This window comes from Rhizobium favelukesii (assembly GCF_000577275.2).
Taxonomy (GTDB): Bacteria; Pseudomonadota; Alphaproteobacteria; order Rhizobiales; family Rhizobiaceae; genus Rhizobium; species Rhizobium favelukesii.
Genome location: NZ_HG916852.1, coordinates 4,070,811 through 4,086,324, shown reverse-complemented (window position 1 = coordinate 4,086,324; position 15,514 = coordinate 4,070,811). Strand labels below are relative to the sequence as shown.

Genomic DNA, 15,514 nt, shown 5'->3' with positions numbered 1-15,514 from the left:
AAAGGTTCTATATGGGCCGCAAAGGAAGGAATATTTATGGCCCGCATAGACCAGAGCGAGGATTGGCGGGACCGCCACGCGCCGACGATCAGCACTTTCGAGTCGTTGGCGATGGAGGCGTATAGCCACCTGCCGGAAGAATTCCGCTCGCTGACCACCAATCTGACGATTGAGATCGAGGATTTCCCAGACGACGACGTGTTCGAGGACATGGCGTTGGAAACGCCATTCGACCTTCTCGGCCTCTTTGAAGGCCGGGGCATCTCGGAGCGTTTCACGATGGAAACCGGCGAACTGCCGAACCGCATCCGCCTCTACCGGCGGCCGATCCTCGACTATTGGGCCGAGAACGACGAGACGCTGGGTGATATCATCACCCATGTCCTCATCCATGAGATCGGCCACCACTTCGGTCTCAGCGACGACGACATGGAGCGGATCGAGGCGAGCGCCGAAGAGGCGGCAGAGCGTTAAGCTGCTCGCCCGCGCTATTGTTCGGACAGCTTCATGTCCGGGTGGTAGTCCTTGCCTTCGACCTCCTTGACGATCGCCTGAGCGCACATCACCTGGCCGGTCTGGGTATTGAAGGTTAGCGACGGCGAGCCGTTCAACGACCAACCCTTGTTGAGGGCGTCGGTCACGCGGTGGCAGAAAGCGGCATCATCCTGGCCGGTCAGAAGGCGATAAAGCTTCATCTAAAGTCGTCTTTCACTTCGCCGTTTGGCGTTCTGCAATCAGCCGGGCTTTATGAACCAGACCTTCCGCCTGGACAAGATGCAGCCGCTCGATCATCCGGCCATTGACATTGATGACGTTGAGGCCTTCGGCAGCGGGGTCGGCAAAGGCGGCGATGATCGCCTCCGCCTCGGCAATTGCCGACGCGTCCGGGCCAAAATGCCGGTTTGCCGCATCGATCTGGGCCGGATGGATCAGCATCTTGCCATCGAAGCCCATGGCCCGGGCATGCGCGCATTCGGCATCGAAGGCATCGGCGTCCCTGAAATCATTGAAGACACTGTCGATTGCGTCGAGGCCATAGGCACGGACAGCAAGAACGACCTGCATCAGCCAGGGCACGAGATAGGTGCGGCCTGGCTGCGGCAGGACGCCCGTTTCCTTGCGAAGATCGTTGAGGCCGAGGACAAAGCAATCGAGCCTTGAACCCTGGGTGCGCCCCGCCTCGGCGATGGCGGCAGCATTCAGGATGCCGCGCGGCGTTTCGATCATTGCCCAGATGCGCAGGCTCTCCGGCGCATCTGCATCAGCGAGAAGATCGCCGACCGACATCACGTCCTGCGGCTCGTTCACCTTCGGCAAAAGAACGGCATCAGGTTCCAAGGTTCGCACCAGTTCCATGTCGGCATGGCCAAAGGTCGAAGAGAGTGTGTTGATACGTATGATCCGCTCTTTGTTTGCGAGCGGCTTGCCGGAAAAGAAAGCCTTCAGCTTCTCGCGCGCTTCCGCCTTTTTCTCGGGAGCGACCGAATCCTCCAGGTCGAAGATGATCGCATCGCAATCCAGTCCATGGGTCTTCTCCAAGGCACGGCTATTGATGGCGGGGACACTCAACACCGAACGACGCAGGCTGACGGAGCGGGGCATGGAATTTGAGCTCATCACGCATCTGTGCCAAGCTTTGCGGCAAGTAGCAAGACAACAAAAAGCCATGCTTATCTTGCAGAGAAGAAAGTGAAGGACCACATTCCTTTCCGAAGAAAGGTCTAAAGCTCATGCAAAGCATCCGTTCCATCTTCCTCCTGCTCGCAGGCATCACCGCCTTCGTCGCGCTGGCAGTCTTCACCTTTTCGGTGACGCTTGCCGTCGGCGGCATTCTGACGGTGCTTATGGCCGGCCGCGCGCTTTCACTGAAGATGAAACCTGCCCCGGTCCGCGCTACTCCCAAGACCAAGCCTCATTCCGCCGAGAACATGCGAATCTGGAATGACGGCCGCGGCACGATCATCGATCTCTGACCGGATCGTTTTCCAGAAAATTTTCGGCATCGCTGTCGGCTCGTCTGATCTTCCTGCGTCTTTGGAAGGCCAGGGCTTCTGCCCGAACCAAATCAAGCAATGGAGGACAGCATGGATACCACAACGGAAACGGGCACAATGAAGATGCCGCCGGTCAAGAATGGCTTGCTGCCGTATATCACGGTCGATGGTGCGTTGAAGGCCGCGGAATTTTACAAGCGTGCTTTCGGCGCCGAAGAGGCGTTTGTGGTCCCCGTGGACGAAAACGGACGGACGATGCATGTCCATCTTTACATCAACGGAAGCTCGTTGATGTTGTGCGATGCCTATCCCGAACATGGTCATCCCTTCGAAAAGCATCAGGGCTTCGCCCTTCAGTTGGTCGTCGACGACATCGATTTCTGGTGGGACCGTGCCGTCGCTGCCGGCGCCGAGGTGATCCTTCCCGTCCAACTGATGTTCTGGGGTGATCGATATGGCCAGCTTCGCGACCCGTTCGGGGTTCTCTGGGCGATGAATGCGCCAGCGAATGCAAATTGATCTCACAATGACCATGGCTGGCTGCGCGTCGAATCCGCGCGCGGCCTCTCCTACGATGCAAATTTTCCTTCATTTCGGTCGAAATCTGGACTAAAACGCTGATCAACAAAACTACGTCTGCTGACATTGGAGCCAGGCCATGGACAAATTCGTAAAGCTGACGGGCGTCGCTGCCCCTCTGCCGGTTGTCAACATCGATACCGACATGATCATTCCGAAGGATTACCTGAAGACGATCAAACGCACCGGTCTTGGCAAGGGCCTTTTCGCCGAAGCCCGCTACAATGAGGACGGTTCCCCGAACCCGGATTTCGTGCTGAACAAGCCGGCCTACCAGAATGCGAAGATCCTTGTTGCCGGCGACAATTTCGGTTGCGGCTCCTCGCGCGAGCATGCGCCGTGGGCGCTTCTCGACTTCGGCATCCGTTGCGTCATCTCGACCAGCTTCGCCGACATTTTCTACAACAACTGTTTCAAGAACGGCATTTTGCCGATCATGGTCAGCCAGGAAAACCTCGACAAGCTGATGGACGACGCCTCGCGCGGTTCCAACGCGATCCTGACGATCGACCTGGAAAATTTTGAGATCACCGGCCCGGACGGCGGTTCGATCAAGTTTGATCTCGACGAGTTCAAGCGCCACTGCCTGCTGAACGGCCTCGATGATATCGGCCTGACGCTCGAAAAGGGCAAGGCGATCGACAACTTCGAAGCGCAGAACGCGGCGTCGCACCCCTGGGCTGCGTAAGTCTTAAAGGCGCAAGCCTCAAAGCCGGGCTTTTGCCCGGCTTTTTCTTTGGTTGGCTTACAGCAGCCGTTCTTTCCAGGCTTTCAGCTTTTCCAGCGAGACGCCGATGCCGCCGCAGACTTCGATCAGCGGGTTGTTGAATCGGGCGAGGATGTCGGCATGCACGTCGGCGACTGCCAGCGCAGCCCCGCAGGCGGGCTCCACCAGAATGCGATAGGCATCGGCGAACTTCAGGCAGGCGGCGAGCGCCTGTGCATCCGTGACCGTGACGCTTTCGATCGCGTGGTGCTTCGGCAGATCGAAGACATGCTGCGCCACCTGGCGCGCACCGAGCGAACTGGCGATTGAGGTGATCGCCGGCAAGATGATGCGTTCGTTGGCCGCGAGGCTCGCATGAAGCGACTCGGCTCCTTCGGTTTCGACGGCTATGACGGGCACATGCGACAAGCCGTTTCGCTTGAGACCGGCAACGATGCCCGCAAGCAAGCCGCCACCGCCGACGCTCGTGATGACGCAATCAAAGTCGGCGCCCTTTGCGACAACCTCGTCGATCAATGTGCCGTGCCCTTCCCACAGAAGCGGATGGTCGAACGGGTGCACATAGGCTGCCTTCCTGGCATTCGCGCGTTCGATTGCGTAGGCATTGGCTTCGTCGAACACTGATCCATGCACGAGGACAGTCGCGCCGGTTGCCTCGATAGATTGGCGGACTTCTGGCGATGTCGTCTCAGGCACCACGATCGTAACCGGAATGCCGAGTGCACGTCCGGCATAAGCGGCGGCGATCCCGGCATTGCCGCCCGAGGCGCAGAAAATCTCGCGGGCGCCGTTCCCGATCTCATGCTGACAAAGCCGGCCGACACCGCGGAGCTTGAAGCTTCCAGATGGCTGCAGTGCATCGAGCTTCAGCCATAGCGGCTTGTTGCTCGCGCTGTAGCCGGCTGATGTGCGGAAAAGCGGAGTGTCGAGATGCAGGGGCGTAGATGGCATGATGGTATCCAGGTGAGCGTGTCGATACAGGTTCTCCTTGTGTGGACCCTCATGCGCCGATTGGTCAACGCGAGATGTCGGCAGTAATTCCGCAACCGTACCGAATCGGCCTCCCGCTCGCTTGAAATGCCGTTTTTGCGGGTCTAAGAAGCCGCAACTTGTTTTTCCGCGGAGGGTTTCATGACAACGCGCAATCTTTTCCTGTTGCCGGGTGACGGCATCGGCCCAGAAGCCATGGGTGAGGTCCGCAAGATCATTGCCTATATGAACGAGGCGATGAATGCCGGCTTCGTCACGGACGAAGGCCTGGTCGGCGGCAGCGCCTATGACGCGCATGGTGCTGCGATCTCCGAAGCCGACATGCAGAAGGCGCTTGCAGCGGACGCCGTTCTCTTCGGCGCCGTCGGCGGCCCGACGTGGGATAGTGTTCCCTATGAGGTGCGCCCGGAGGCCGGCCTGCTGCGCCTGCGCAAGGATTTGCAGCTGTTTGCGAACCTGCGTCCGGCCATCTGCTACCCTGCACTTGCATCAGCTTCGTCGCTGAAGCCGGAGCTGGTTGAAGGTCTCGACATCCTCATCATCCGCGAGCTGACCGGCGGCGTCTATTTCGGCGAGCCGAAGGAGATCATCGATCTTGGCAATGGCCAGAAGCGCGGCATCGATACGCAGGTCTACGACACTTACGAGATCGAGCGGATCGCCGGTGTCGCCTTCGAAATGGCGCGTACCCGCCAGAACCGCGTTTGCTCGATGGAAAAACGCAACGTCATGAAGTCGGGTGTGCTTTGGAACCAGGTCGTGACGGAAACGCACAAGGCCAAGTATTCGGACGTCCAGCTCGAGCATATGCTGGCTGATGCCGGCGGCATGCAGCTCGTTCGCCAGCCGAAGCAGTTCGATGTCATTGTTACCGATAACCTTTTCGGCGACATGCTGTCCGACGTTGCCGCCATGCTGACCGGTTCGCTCGGCATGCTGCCGTCGGCCTCGCTCGGAGCACCGGACGCCAAGACCGGCAAGCGCAAGGCGCTCTACGAGCCGGTACATGGGTCGGCACCCGATATCGCCGGCAAGGGCATTGCCAATCCGATCGCGATGATTGCTTCTTTCGCCATGTGCCTGCGCTATTCCTTCAACCTCGTGAATGAAGCCGACAATCTGGAAAAGGCGATCGCCAACGTGCTCGACAAGGGCATCCGCACCGGCGACATCATGGCCGAAGGCTGCAAAAAGGTCGGCACGACAGAGATGGGCGACGCGATCCTCGCTGAGTTCAAGGCGCTTTCTATCTGATATTTCACGTGAAACACGTCTCGAGCCTTCCGCATCGATTGCTGCGGAAGGCCTTTGCTTGAAGGCGACTGATGCCGATCCTATTTCCGTTCTGCACTGAGCAAAGAGCGGGAGCAGAATGAACGAAGTCATCGATCGCAAGCCGAACTGCCGGAGCTATCTGCGAAAGCGCTACGACGCGCGGCGCTCGATCCATCGTCGGGTTCCCTGGAAGGGCTTCACGCTTTTCGCCGTCAACGCGGTCGCCATCGCTTTCCTTGTCTTCGACCGGCCGCTGGGGCAGGCGGTCACAAGTCTTTCGCCTCCGCTGGTATCGATTGCCGGCGATGTCACCGACATCGGCAGGCTCGTCTGGATTCTGGTGGGACTTTCGACGATCCTGGCTACGGGCTATTTCGTCCGCCGGCGATTATGGAAGGTCCGCCGACGCTTCCGGCTCGTCTATCTTGGACAGATGACCGCTTATGTCGGTCTGTCGGTGTTGTTTGCCAGCGTCATTTCCAATCTGCTGAAGTTCGCCCTCGGCCGCGCTCGACCATTGCTTTATGATCAGGAGGGCATCTTCAGCTTCTCGCCCTTCACTACGGACTTCCTGCACCAGAGCTTTCCGTCGGGCCATTCCTCCAATATCGGCGCGTTGTTCATGGCCCTGGCGCTCCTCTTTCCTCGATTCCGGCTCGGTTTCATCGGTATTGGCCTCTGGCTGGGCGCCACGCGCGTCATCATCGGTGTGCATTATCCGAGCGACGTCGCAGCCGGCCTCGCATTGGGGGGCTGGCTGGCTTTCGCAACATCCATCCTGTTCGCGCGCTTCGGACTGGTGTTCTCGATCGGTCGTGATGGTTGGCCGACACCGCGGCTCAGCCGCGTTCTTTAGGTCATTGCCTGGCACGAAAAAACCCGGCGCTTTGCGAGCGCCGGGCCATTGTTCAGATCTCGATTCCAAGGATCAATCCATGGCGTGGATATCGCGGTCCTTCGTTTCCGGCAGGAAGATGAGACCGATGACCAGCGTGATCGCTGCGAAGACGATCGGATACCAGAGGCCAAAGTAGATATCGCCGGTTGCGGCACTCATTGCGAAGGCCGTCGCGGGCAACAGACCACCGAACCAGCCGTTGCCGATATGATACGGTAGCGACATGCCGGTGTAACGGATGCGGGTCGGGAAGAGTTCGACCAGAAGCGCGGCGATCGGACCGTAGACCATCGTCACGTAGAGAACGAGCACGAACAGAATGGCGATCGTGCCGATCCAGTTGACGCGAGCCGGGTCGGCCGTCATGGCGAAGGTGCCGCCCTTGGCAATGTTGTAGACCGCCATGTCGGTGACGCTCTTTGTCTCATCCGCCGTCAGAAGCTTGCCGGCCACGAGCTTGTCGGCAGGCATGGTGTCCTTGGTGCCGGCGCGGATCGCATCTGCGTTTAGCGCAAGCTCGGGATTGGCGGCAATGAACGCTTCCAGTTTGGCATCCGGGACCTTGACGGCGCCGCGGTTCAGCGGATAGCCGCCGTCATGAAGGGCAATATTGATGCTCTTTTCGAAAGCTGAAGTCAGGCCCTTTGCCTTGTCGCCGGCCGCAATGGCGTCGAAGCTGGTGATGGTTTCATCGCCGATCTTGACGGTTGCAGGCTGACCGGCCGGGCCGGGGACGACATCGTAAGGCACCGAGTTCTTGGTCAGGAAGGCCGTCGCCACGTCGCAGGAACTGGTGAACTTCGACGTTCCTGTCGGGTTGAACTGGAATTTGCAGTCAGCCGGGTCGGCCGTCACGGTTGCGCGGACCGATGCTTGGGCTTCGGCAAGCGCCGGGTTGGCCGTCCAGGTCATGGCCTTGAACAGCGGGTTGTAGGTCACCGCTGCAATCAGCAGGCCGGCCATGATGATCGGCTTGCGGCCGATCTTGTCGGAGAGGCCGCCGAAGACGACGAAGAAGGGCGTGCCGAGGATAAGGGCAATGGCCACCATGATGTTTGCCGATTGCAGATCGACCTTGAGCACGTTCTGCAAGAAGAACAGAGCGTAGAACTGGCCGCCGTACCAGACGACTGCCTGACCCATGGTGGCGCCGAGAAGCGCGATCAGCGCGATCTTGGCATTCTTCCATTGGCCGAAGGCTTCGGTGAGCGGAGCTTTGGAGCCCTTGCCTTCCGCCTTCATTCTCTGGAACGCCGGTGACTCGTTCATCTTCAGACGGATCCAGACGGAGACGCCGAGAAGCACGACGGAGACCAGGAACGGAATGCGCCAGCCCCATGCGGCAAAGGCTTCCTTGCCCATCAGGAACTGAACACCGACGATGACGATCAGCGACAGGAACAGGCCGAGCGTTGCAGTGGTTTGGATCCATGAAGTGAAGTAGCCGCGCCGCCCATGTGGCGCGTGTTCGGCCACATAGGTTGCCGCACCGCCATATTCACCGCCGAGTGCAAGACCCTGCAGCAGGCGAAGCCCGATCAGGATGATCGGCGCTGCGATGCCAATCGTCGCCGCACCGGGAAGAATGCCGACGAGGAACGTCGAGAGGCCCATGATGAGGATCGTCACCAGGAACGTGTACTTGCGCCCGACGAGGTCGCCGAGGCGGCCGAAGACGAGCGCGCCGAACGGGCGCACCAAGAAGCCGGCGGCAAAGGCCAAAAGCGTGAAGATGTTTCGCGTTGCTTCCGGATACTGGGTGAAGTAGGTCGCGCCGATATAGGTTGCGAGCGAACCGTAAAGATAGAAGTCATACCATTCGAAAACCGTGCCGAGCGATGAGGCGAAGATAACCTTCTTCTCCTCGCCCGTCATCGGACCGGCCTTGGCGCCGTCGACGCTTGTGATATTTGCCATTTTCTGTCCTCCACAGAACGATTTGAAACGCGGCGCGCGCCCATACTCTCCTCAAAGCATACCCCCGGGGTCGCGGTTCGCCTGACGAGAGTGTGACAGAAAAGCTCATCCATACAGAGAGCGGCTTTGGGATTATGACTTTAGTCTAACGCCTGCACGGATTGTCCCTGGATGGCGGCGGCCTCGCAATATCGCCCGATTGGTCGGGGCGATTCCGGCTTCACGGCCTATGCGAAAGAATATTTACGATTGTTCCGAAGGGGTCGCGCACATAGAAGCGTCGAACACCCCAAGGCTCGTTGGTCGGCCCGTAGACGATTTCGAAGGCCGATGCACTCATGGCTGCGAAGACCTCATCGACATCATCGACCTCGATCGAAAGGCCCGGAACCGGTGTGCCCGAGCCGCCCTCGCTCGCGAAGCTTACCTGTACCGACATCTGCTGGCTTGAGCCATAGGTCACGATCCAGCCGTGATCCATTAGGAGCTCCAGTCCGAGGATACCCTGATAGAATTCCCTTGCGGCAGCCGGATCAGGGGTTTCGAGATTGACGACAATTCGCCTGACTTGCATGCGACCTCCCGCGTCTTCGCTTCAGATATTTTAGGAGATGGCTCTCGCCGGGCAAGAAAAAAGCCGGATGGCAGAACCATCCGGCTTGGATCGATTGGGTTGCATGCCTTGATCAGGCGGCTTCAGTCGTATGTGCCTTGCGGACTTCCTCGTCGGTGAGAATGCCGCTGGCACGGAGCAATGCCGCGAAGCGGCCGTTGCTATGGCTGAGTTCTTCGAAGCTGCCTTCTTCAACGACCCGGCCGCCGTCCAGGAACAAGACCTTGTCCGCTTCACGAACCGTCGAAAGACGGTGGGCGATAATGAAGGTCGTGCGGTTCTGGCGCAGATTGTCGATTGCGGCCTTCACGCGGTTCTCCGTTTCGACGTCGAGCGCGCTTGTGGCTTCGTCGAGTACCAGGATCGGCGCATCCTTGAGGATGGCGCGGGCAATCGCCACACGCTGGCGTTCACCGCCCGAGAGCTTGTTGCCGCGCTCACCGACATGGGTGTCGTACTGATCTTCGCGTGTCTCGATGAAGTCGGCGGCAGCAGCGGCTTCTGCGGCGCGACGCATGTCTTCATCAGAAGCACCTTCCCGGCCGAGGCGAATGTTGTCGCTGATCGAGCGGTTGAGCAGGCCGGCATCCTGGAACACGGTTGCGATATAGCGGCGAAGCGACTTGCGGGTGATCTTCGTCGTATCGTGGCCATCGACCAAGATCTGGCCACTGTCCGGGTCATAGACACGCTGCAGCAGGTTGATCATCGTGGTCTTGCCCGAGCCGGTCGGGCCGACGATCGCAACCGTCTGGCCAGCCTTGGCGGTGAAAGACACGTTGTGCAGGCCATGCGCGGTGTTGCCGAAGCGGAACGACACGTTGCGGAATTCGACTTCACCCTTGACGTCGGCGATATCGGAATTGCCGGCCGGTTCTTCGCGCTCACGCACCGAGTCTTCGAGCGAGTAGAAGTCCTGGAGTTTCGAGCGGGCCTCGAAAATCTGCGTTGCGAACTGGCGCATCTGGTCGAGACGCGAGATCAGCAGGTTGGCAAAGCCGATGAAGGCAATGACGTCACCGATGCGGAGTTCACCGGACTGAACCATCAGCGTGCCGATCACCAGAATGATCATCATGGCGATGGTCGATGCCATGCGGTTCATGGCGCCAGCCAGAGCCCACCAGTCTAGAACCGGATACTGAGCCTGCAGCAGGCGCTCCGCAAAGGACTTCAGCGCTTTGGTTTCCGCTTCGATGCGGTTGTAGCTATGCAGGACCGATACGTTGCTGATCGAGTCGCTGACATGCGAAAAGACCGAATGGTAGTGGTTTTCGACCGACGCCTGGCCATCCTTGGTACGGCTCATGACAAGACGACCGATCAGCCAGTAGGCCACGCCGAGCACGACGAGCACGCCCGAAAGACGAAGGTCCATCGACATCGCGGTCGGGATTAGGATGACGATCGCAACGGCGGTGGCCAAGTGATTGCGCATGAATTCCAGCCAGAGGCCGAACAACGTTTCACATGCACGAAGAAGTGTGTGCAGCGCATTTGAGGTGCCGCGCTGGTGATGCCAGGAAAGCGGCATCGAAATGATACGGCCGAAGGCCTCAGTCAGAAGCGTCGCGCGGCGACCATGCGCCAGCCGGTCAGCCTCACGAGCGACAAGAACAAATGCTATCGTGTTGAATACCGCAAAGCCGGCCCACATGAAAAGGATGGGTTTGACTTCGCCCTTGCCGGAGATCGCATCGATGATGCGGCCGAACAAAATCGGTTCGGCAATTGTGATCGCGGCAAGCACGATGTTCGCGATAATGACCAGGGATACGCGGAGCTTGTAGGCGCCAAGATAGCGCAAAGCTCTTGCATAGACCTTGAATAGCGACACGGCGATACCTCTTGTGCATTTGCGAAATAAGGGACGCTGCAACGCTACAAAAAGGTACCTGAACCAGCGATTAACAGAGCGTTCAGGCAGGCACCGGTGGCCGGATTCTTTTGCGCCTGCAGCGCCCGCAGTGATCCATTCCAGGGACCGCTCCGAAATTTTTTGGGGCGTATCGTGATTTTCGCAATTTTCACTTGCGCTGCGAGGCCGCGTTGGCACACCATAGATTGACATTTTGATTGCGTCGAAGGGCGCCCAAACCAGGCACGTCCATTAGTCGTGACCATTCGGCACGGAGCCCAATTGGGGTAGGGGCATTTCTGTGAATATTCATTCATTAATTCAATTGCTTGTCGTTCTGGAAGAGTGTCGGAGGCCCGAGCGAGTCGTCGGCGAACTGGAGCATATCATCCGCTCCTACGGCTTCCAGTATTACGGTCTTTTGCGACATCTGAAAGCGACTGAAGATCCAATCAGTCTTATGTTGGCCGGCCATTGGCCAGAGAAATGGCCACAGATCTATATTTCGAAGAAATACGTTCTGACCGATCCGACGATACGCTATCTCGCATATGCGCAAAGACCATTTCGTTGGAAGGACAGTCTGGCGGCTTTCCGCAAGGATCCGCACCACCGCCGTATGGAGCAAATGATGGCGGACGCACATAGCCATGGCCTGAAGGATGGCTACATTTTCCCCATCCACGGCCGAAACGGCATCCTCGGCAACATGAGCGTCGGCGGAACGCCGGTGGACCTGTCTCCTGTCGAGATCTCCCTTTTTGATGCCGTTGCCCGAAAGGCGTTCTGGCGTCTGCTTGATCTGAAGGGGGAGGCGCAGACACTTGAAGACGTCTCAGGCATCGACACGCGCTTGACGCGCCGCGAGATGGAAATACTTCAATACCTTGCGGAAGGCATGACGTCGGTGGAGATCGGCAAACGCCTCACGATTTCAAACCACACTGTCGACTGGTACATGAATGGCCTGCAAGACAAGCTGAAAGCCAAAAATAGGCAGCATGCAGTTGCTGTCGCCTTCCGGCATGGGCTCATCACCTAGTCTTAGAGAAATTCTATTTTGGGGCGGTTCAAGAAATTGAACTTTCCGTGACAGCGCGTTAAGACTTCTCTTCGCGGGTGCAGCATTGCCCGTTTCGATGCCGTGAGGAGACTGCATTGCCCATTTCCAAGATACTTGTCGCCAACCGTTCGGAAATTGCCATCCGCGTGTTTCGCGCGGCCAACGAGCTCGGGATAAAAACGGTCGCGATATGGGCGGAAGAAGACAAGCTGGCGCTGCACAGGTTCAAGGCCGACGAGAGCTATCAGGTCGGCCGCGGGCCGCATCTCGCCCGTGATCTCGGGCCGATCGAGAGCTATCTGTCGATCGATGAGGTGATCCGCGTCGCCAAGCTTTCCGGTGCCGACGCGATCCATCCGGGCTACGGCTTGCTGTCTGAGAGCCCGGAATTCGTCGATGCCTGCAACAATGCCAGTATCACCTTCATCGGCCCGACGGCCGATACCATGCGCCAACTCGGCAACAAGGTCGCGGCGCGCAATCTGGCGATCTCCGTCGGCGTGCCTGTCGTGCCGGCAACGGAACCGCTGCCGGATGATATGGCCGAAGTCGCCCGCATGGCCGCCGCGATTGGCTACCCCGTGATGCTGAAGGCCTCCTGGGGCGGTGGCGGACGTGGCATGCGCGTCATTCGCTCGGAGGCCGATCTTGCGCGCGAGGTGACGGAAGCCAAGCGCGAGGCAATGGCTGCCTTCGGCAAGGACGAGGTCTATCTGGAAAAGCTCGTCGAGCGTGCGCGCCATGTCGAAAGCCAGATCCTTGGCGATACGCATGGCAACGTCGTGCACCTCTTCGAGCGCGACTGCTCGATCCAGCGCCGCAACCAGAAGGTCGTCGAGCGTGCGCCGGCCCCCTATCTGAGCGAGGCGCAGCGCCAGGAACTGGCGGCCTATTCGTTGAAGATTGCGGGCGCCACCAACTACGTCGGTGCCGGCACCGTTGAGTACCTGATGGATGTCGATACCGGCAAGTTCTACTTCATCGAAGTCAATCCGCGCATCCAGGTCGAGCATACGGTCACTGAAGTCGTTACCGGCATCGACATCGTCAAGGCGCAGATTCATATTCTCGATGGCTTTGCGATCGGGACGCCGGAATCGGGCGTGCCGCAGCAGAAGGACATTCGCCTCAACGGCCATGCCCTGCAGTGCCGCATCACCACCGAAGACCCGGAGCACAACTTCATTCCGGATTACGGCCGTATCACCGCTTATCGTTCGGCGTCCGGCTTCGGCATCCGCCTCGATGGCGGCACCTCCTATTCCGGTGCGATCATCACGCGCTACTATGATCCGCTGCTGGTCAAGGTCACGGCCTGGGCACCGAACCCGTCGGAGGCGATCGCCCGCATGGACCGGGCGCTGCGCGAATTCCGCATCCGCGGCGTGGCCACCAACCTGACCTTCCTGGAAGCCATCATCACGCATCCAAAGTTTAGGGATAACAGCTACACCACGCGCTTCATCGACTCGACGCCGGAGCTCTTCCAGCAGGTCAAGCGACAGGACCGCGCAACCAAGCTTCTGACCTACCTCGCCGATGTGACGGTCAACGGTCATCCGGAAGCCAAGGATCGCCCGAAGCCATCGGCAGATATCGCCGAGCCGATCGTGCCCTATACCAACGGCAACGGTATTCCCGACGGCACGAAGCAGCGTCTCGACAAGCTCGGCCCGAAGAAGTTCGGCGAATGGATGCGCAACGAAAAGCGCATCCTGATGACCGATACGACGATGCGCGATGGCCATCAGTCGCTGCTTGCGACCCGCATGCGCACCTACGATATCGCCCGTATCGCCGGCACCTACGCGCATGCCCTGCCAAACCTCTTGTCACTCGAATGCTGGGGTGGTGCGACCTTCGATGTGTCGATGCGCTTCCTGACGGAAGATCCGTGGGAACGGCTGTCGCTCGTGCGCGAGGCTGCCCCCAACCTGCTCTTGCAGATGCTGCTGCGCGGGGCGAACGGCGTCGGCTATAAGAACTACCCTGATAACGTCGTCAAATACTTCGTCCGGCAGGCCGCAGCGGGCGGCATCGATCTTTTCCGAGTCTTCGACTGCTTGAACTGGGTCGACAACATGCGCGTCTCGATGGATGCGGTCGCCGAAGAGAACAAGCTCTGCGAAGCCACGATCTGCTACACCGGCGACATCCTGAACTCTGCGCGCCCGAAGTACGATCTCAAGTACTACACCGATCTCGCCGTTGAGCTCGAAAAGGCCGGTGCGCATATCATCGCCCTCAAGGATATGGCCGGTCTCTTAAAGCCGGCTGCCGCCAAGGTCCTGTTCAAGGCGCTGCGCGACGCGACCAGCCTGCCGATCCATTTCCACACGCACGACACCTCGGGCATTGCCGCGGCGACGGTTCTCTCGGCCGTGGACGCCGGCGTCGATGCTGTCGATGCGGCAATGGACGCACTATCCGGCAATACCTCGCAGCCTTGCCTCGGCTCGATCGTTGAGGCGCTGCGCGGCTCCGAACGCGATCCCGGCCTCGATCCGGAATGGATCCGCCGCATCTCGTTCTATTGGGAAGCGGTCCGTCACCAGTACGCTGCCTTCGAAAGCGACCTCAAGGGGCCGGCATCGGAAGTCTATCTGCACGAAATGCCAGGCGGCCAGTTCACCAACCTCAAGGAGCAGGCCCGCTCGCTTGGCCTGGAAGCCCGCTGGCACGAAGTGGCGCAGGCCTATGCCGACGCCAACCAGATGTTCGGCGACATCGTCAAGGTGACGCCGTCCTCCAAGGTCGTCGGCGACATGGCGTTGATGATGGTGTCGCAGGACCTGACCGTTGCCGACGTCGTCAGCGCCGACAAGGAGGTCTCCTTCCCGGAATCGGTCGTTTCGATGCTCAAGGGCGACCTCGGCCAGCCGCCGTCGGGCTGGCCGGCAGCGCTGCAGAAGAAGGCGTTGAAGGGTGAGGCGCCCTATACGGTCCGCCCTGGCTCGCTGCTCGAGGATGCCGATCTTAATGCCGAGCGCAAGACGATCGAGACCAAGCTGGAGCGCGAGGTCAGCGACTATGAATTCGCCTCCTATCTGATGTATCCGAAGGTCTTCACCGACTTTGCACTGGCCTCCGACACCTACGGTCCGGTCTCGGTGCTGCCGACGCCTGCCTATTTCTACGGCCTTGCTGATGGCGAGGAACTGTTTGCCGACATCGAGAAGGGCAAGACGCTGGTCATCGTCAACCAGGCGATGAGCGGCACGGACAGCCAGGGTATGGTCACGGTGTTCTTCGAACTGAACGGACAGCCACGCCGCATCAAGGTTCCGGATCGTGCGCATGGCGCGACCGGCGCTGCCGCCCGCCGCAAGGCGGAGCCGGGCAATGCCGCGCATGTCGGTGCGCCGATGCCGGGCGTCATCTCGCGCGTCTTCGTCTCACCGGGCCAGGCGGTCAATGCCGGCGACGTGCTGGTTTCCATCGAGGCCATGAAGATGGAAACGGCAATTCATGCCGAGAAGGACGGCACGATCGCGGAAGTGCTCGTCAAGGCCGGCGATCAGATCGATGCCAAGGATCTGTTGGTCAGCTACGCCGGCTGACCAACATTTAGAATGACCGAGGGGCGGCCTTCGGGGCCGC

Annotated in this window: 14 protein-coding genes; 8 read left to right on the top strand and 6 right to left on the bottom strand. The window is 59.5% G+C overall.

Translation table 11 applies throughout. The features are described 5' to 3' along the window. Positions 1 to 36: 36 nt before the first annotated feature. Positions 37 to 474: a metallopeptidase family protein gene (locus LPU83_RS58700; protein WP_018855933.1), complete on the top strand. Its 438-nt coding sequence runs from the start codon at positions 37 to 39 to the stop codon at positions 472 to 474. A gap of 14 nt (positions 475 to 488) precedes the next feature. Here the strand turns inward: LPU83_RS58700 and LPU83_RS58695 are convergent, their stop codons facing one another. Continuing rightward, positions 489 to 695 (bottom strand): DUF1737 domain-containing protein, encoded by a 207-nt coding sequence (locus LPU83_RS58695; protein WP_018855932.1) that lies wholly within the window; start codon positions 693 to 695, stop codon positions 489 to 491. Between the two features lie 13 nt (positions 696 to 708). Beyond that, a complete protein-coding gene (locus LPU83_RS58690) occupies positions 709 to 1,617 on the bottom strand; it encodes an HpcH/HpaI aldolase/citrate lyase family protein (RefSeq protein WP_024313298.1) in 909 nt (302 codons plus the stop codon). 113 nt (positions 1,618 to 1,730) lie between these two features. Between LPU83_RS58690 and LPU83_RS58685 the strand changes: the two genes are divergently transcribed. From LPU83_RS58685 to leuD, 3 genes are all read left to right on the top strand, one after another. Further along, complete coding sequence (locus LPU83_RS58685; protein WP_024313299.1) at positions 1,731 to 1,973, top strand: hypothetical protein; 243 nt, start codon at positions 1,731 to 1,733, stop codon at positions 1,971 to 1,973. Positions 1,974 to 2,084: 111 nt separating this feature from the next. Next, positions 2,085 to 2,513 (top strand): VOC family protein, encoded by a 429-nt coding sequence (locus tag LPU83_RS58680; protein ID WP_024313300.1) that lies wholly within the window; start codon positions 2,085 to 2,087, stop codon positions 2,511 to 2,513. A gap of 139 nt (positions 2,514 to 2,652) precedes the next feature. Continuing rightward, positions 2,653 to 3,261, top strand: a complete 609-nt coding sequence (gene leuD / locus LPU83_RS58675; RefSeq protein ID WP_024313301.1) for a 3-isopropylmalate dehydratase small subunit — start codon at positions 2,653 to 2,655, stop codon at positions 3,259 to 3,261. 57 nt (positions 3,262 to 3,318) lie between these two features. On the opposite strand, the gene LPU83_RS58670 is transcribed toward leuD, so the two are convergent. Next, positions 3,319 to 4,251, bottom strand: a complete 933-nt coding sequence (locus LPU83_RS58670; protein WP_024313302.1) for a pyridoxal-phosphate dependent enzyme — start codon at positions 4,249 to 4,251, stop codon at positions 3,319 to 3,321. 180 nt (positions 4,252 to 4,431) lie between these two features. Here LPU83_RS58670 and leuB point away from each other — a divergent pair, with 180 nt between their 5' ends. Then, complete coding sequence (leuB, locus tag LPU83_RS58665; RefSeq protein ID WP_024313303.1) at positions 4,432 to 5,544, top strand: 3-isopropylmalate dehydrogenase; 1,113 nt, start codon at positions 4,432 to 4,434, stop codon at positions 5,542 to 5,544. A gap of 118 nt (positions 5,545 to 5,662) precedes the next feature. Continuing rightward, positions 5,663 to 6,421 carry a phosphatase PAP2 family protein gene (locus LPU83_RS58660; RefSeq protein WP_024313304.1) on the top strand — a complete coding sequence of 253 codons (759 nt, stop codon included), beginning with the start codon at positions 5,663 to 5,665 and terminating at the stop codon, positions 6,419 to 6,421. 72 nt (positions 6,422 to 6,493) lie between these two features. Here the strand turns inward: LPU83_RS58660 and LPU83_RS58655 are convergent, their stop codons facing one another. The 3 genes from LPU83_RS58655 to LPU83_RS58645 all read right to left on the bottom strand — a co-directional run bounded on the left by LPU83_RS58655 (position 6,494) and on the right by LPU83_RS58645 (position 10,830). Further along, positions 6,494 to 8,380 (bottom strand): MFS transporter, encoded by a 1,887-nt coding sequence (locus tag LPU83_RS58655; protein ID WP_024313305.1) that lies wholly within the window; start codon positions 8,378 to 8,380, stop codon positions 6,494 to 6,496. Between the two features lie 220 nt (positions 8,381 to 8,600). Beyond that, positions 8,601 to 8,954: a VOC family protein gene (locus LPU83_RS58650; protein ID WP_024313306.1), complete on the bottom strand. Its 354-nt coding sequence runs from the start codon at positions 8,952 to 8,954 to the stop codon at positions 8,601 to 8,603. Positions 8,955 to 9,066: 112 nt separating this feature from the next. Further along, a complete protein-coding gene (locus LPU83_RS58645) occupies positions 9,067 to 10,830 on the bottom strand; it encodes a glucan ABC transporter ATP-binding protein/ permease (protein WP_024313307.1) in 1,764 nt (587 codons plus the stop codon). Between the two features lie 322 nt (positions 10,831 to 11,152). On the opposite strand from LPU83_RS58645, the gene LPU83_RS58640 reads away from it, so the two are divergent. Continuing rightward, positions 11,153 to 11,893, top strand: a complete 741-nt coding sequence (locus tag LPU83_RS58640; protein WP_024313308.1) for a helix-turn-helix transcriptional regulator — start codon at positions 11,153 to 11,155, stop codon at positions 11,891 to 11,893. 116 nt (positions 11,894 to 12,009) lie between these two features. Next, positions 12,010 to 15,474, top strand: coding sequence for a pyruvate carboxylase (pyc, locus tag LPU83_RS58635; RefSeq protein ID WP_024313309.1), 3,465 nt, complete (start codon positions 12,010 to 12,012; stop codon positions 15,472 to 15,474). The last annotated feature ends 40 nt before the right edge of the window (positions 15,475 to 15,514 follow it).

Bases quoted from the DNA above. Each gene is read 5' to 3' on its own strand.
- LPU83_RS58700 (WP_018855933.1), top strand. From the start codon at position 37: ATGGCCCGCATAGACCAGAGCGAGGATTGGCGGGACCGCCACGCGCCG.
- LPU83_RS58695 (WP_018855932.1), bottom strand. From the start codon at position 695: ATGAAGCTTTATCGCCTTCTGACCGGCCAGGATGATGCCGCTTTCTGC.
- LPU83_RS58690 (WP_024313298.1), bottom strand. From the start codon at position 1,617: ATGAGCTCAAATTCCATGCCCCGCTCCGTCAGCCTGCGTCGTTCGGTG.
- LPU83_RS58685 (WP_024313299.1), top strand. From the start codon at position 1,731: ATGCAAAGCATCCGTTCCATCTTCCTCCTGCTCGCAGGCATCACCGCC.
- LPU83_RS58680 (WP_024313300.1), top strand. From the start codon at position 2,085: ATGGATACCACAACGGAAACGGGCACAATGAAGATGCCGCCGGTCAAG.
- leuD (WP_024313301.1), top strand. From the start codon at position 2,653: ATGGACAAATTCGTAAAGCTGACGGGCGTCGCTGCCCCTCTGCCGGTT.
- LPU83_RS58670 (WP_024313302.1), bottom strand. From the start codon at position 4,251: ATGCCATCTACGCCCCTGCATCTCGACACTCCGCTTTTCCGCACATCA.
- leuB (WP_024313303.1), top strand. From the start codon at position 4,432: ATGACAACGCGCAATCTTTTCCTGTTGCCGGGTGACGGCATCGGCCCA.
- LPU83_RS58660 (WP_024313304.1), top strand. From the start codon at position 5,663: ATGAACGAAGTCATCGATCGCAAGCCGAACTGCCGGAGCTATCTGCGA.
- LPU83_RS58655 (WP_024313305.1), bottom strand. From the start codon at position 8,380: ATGGCAAATATCACAAGCGTCGACGGCGCCAAGGCCGGTCCGATGACG.
- LPU83_RS58650 (WP_024313306.1), bottom strand. From the start codon at position 8,954: ATGCAAGTCAGGCGAATTGTCGTCAATCTCGAAACCCCTGATCCGGCT.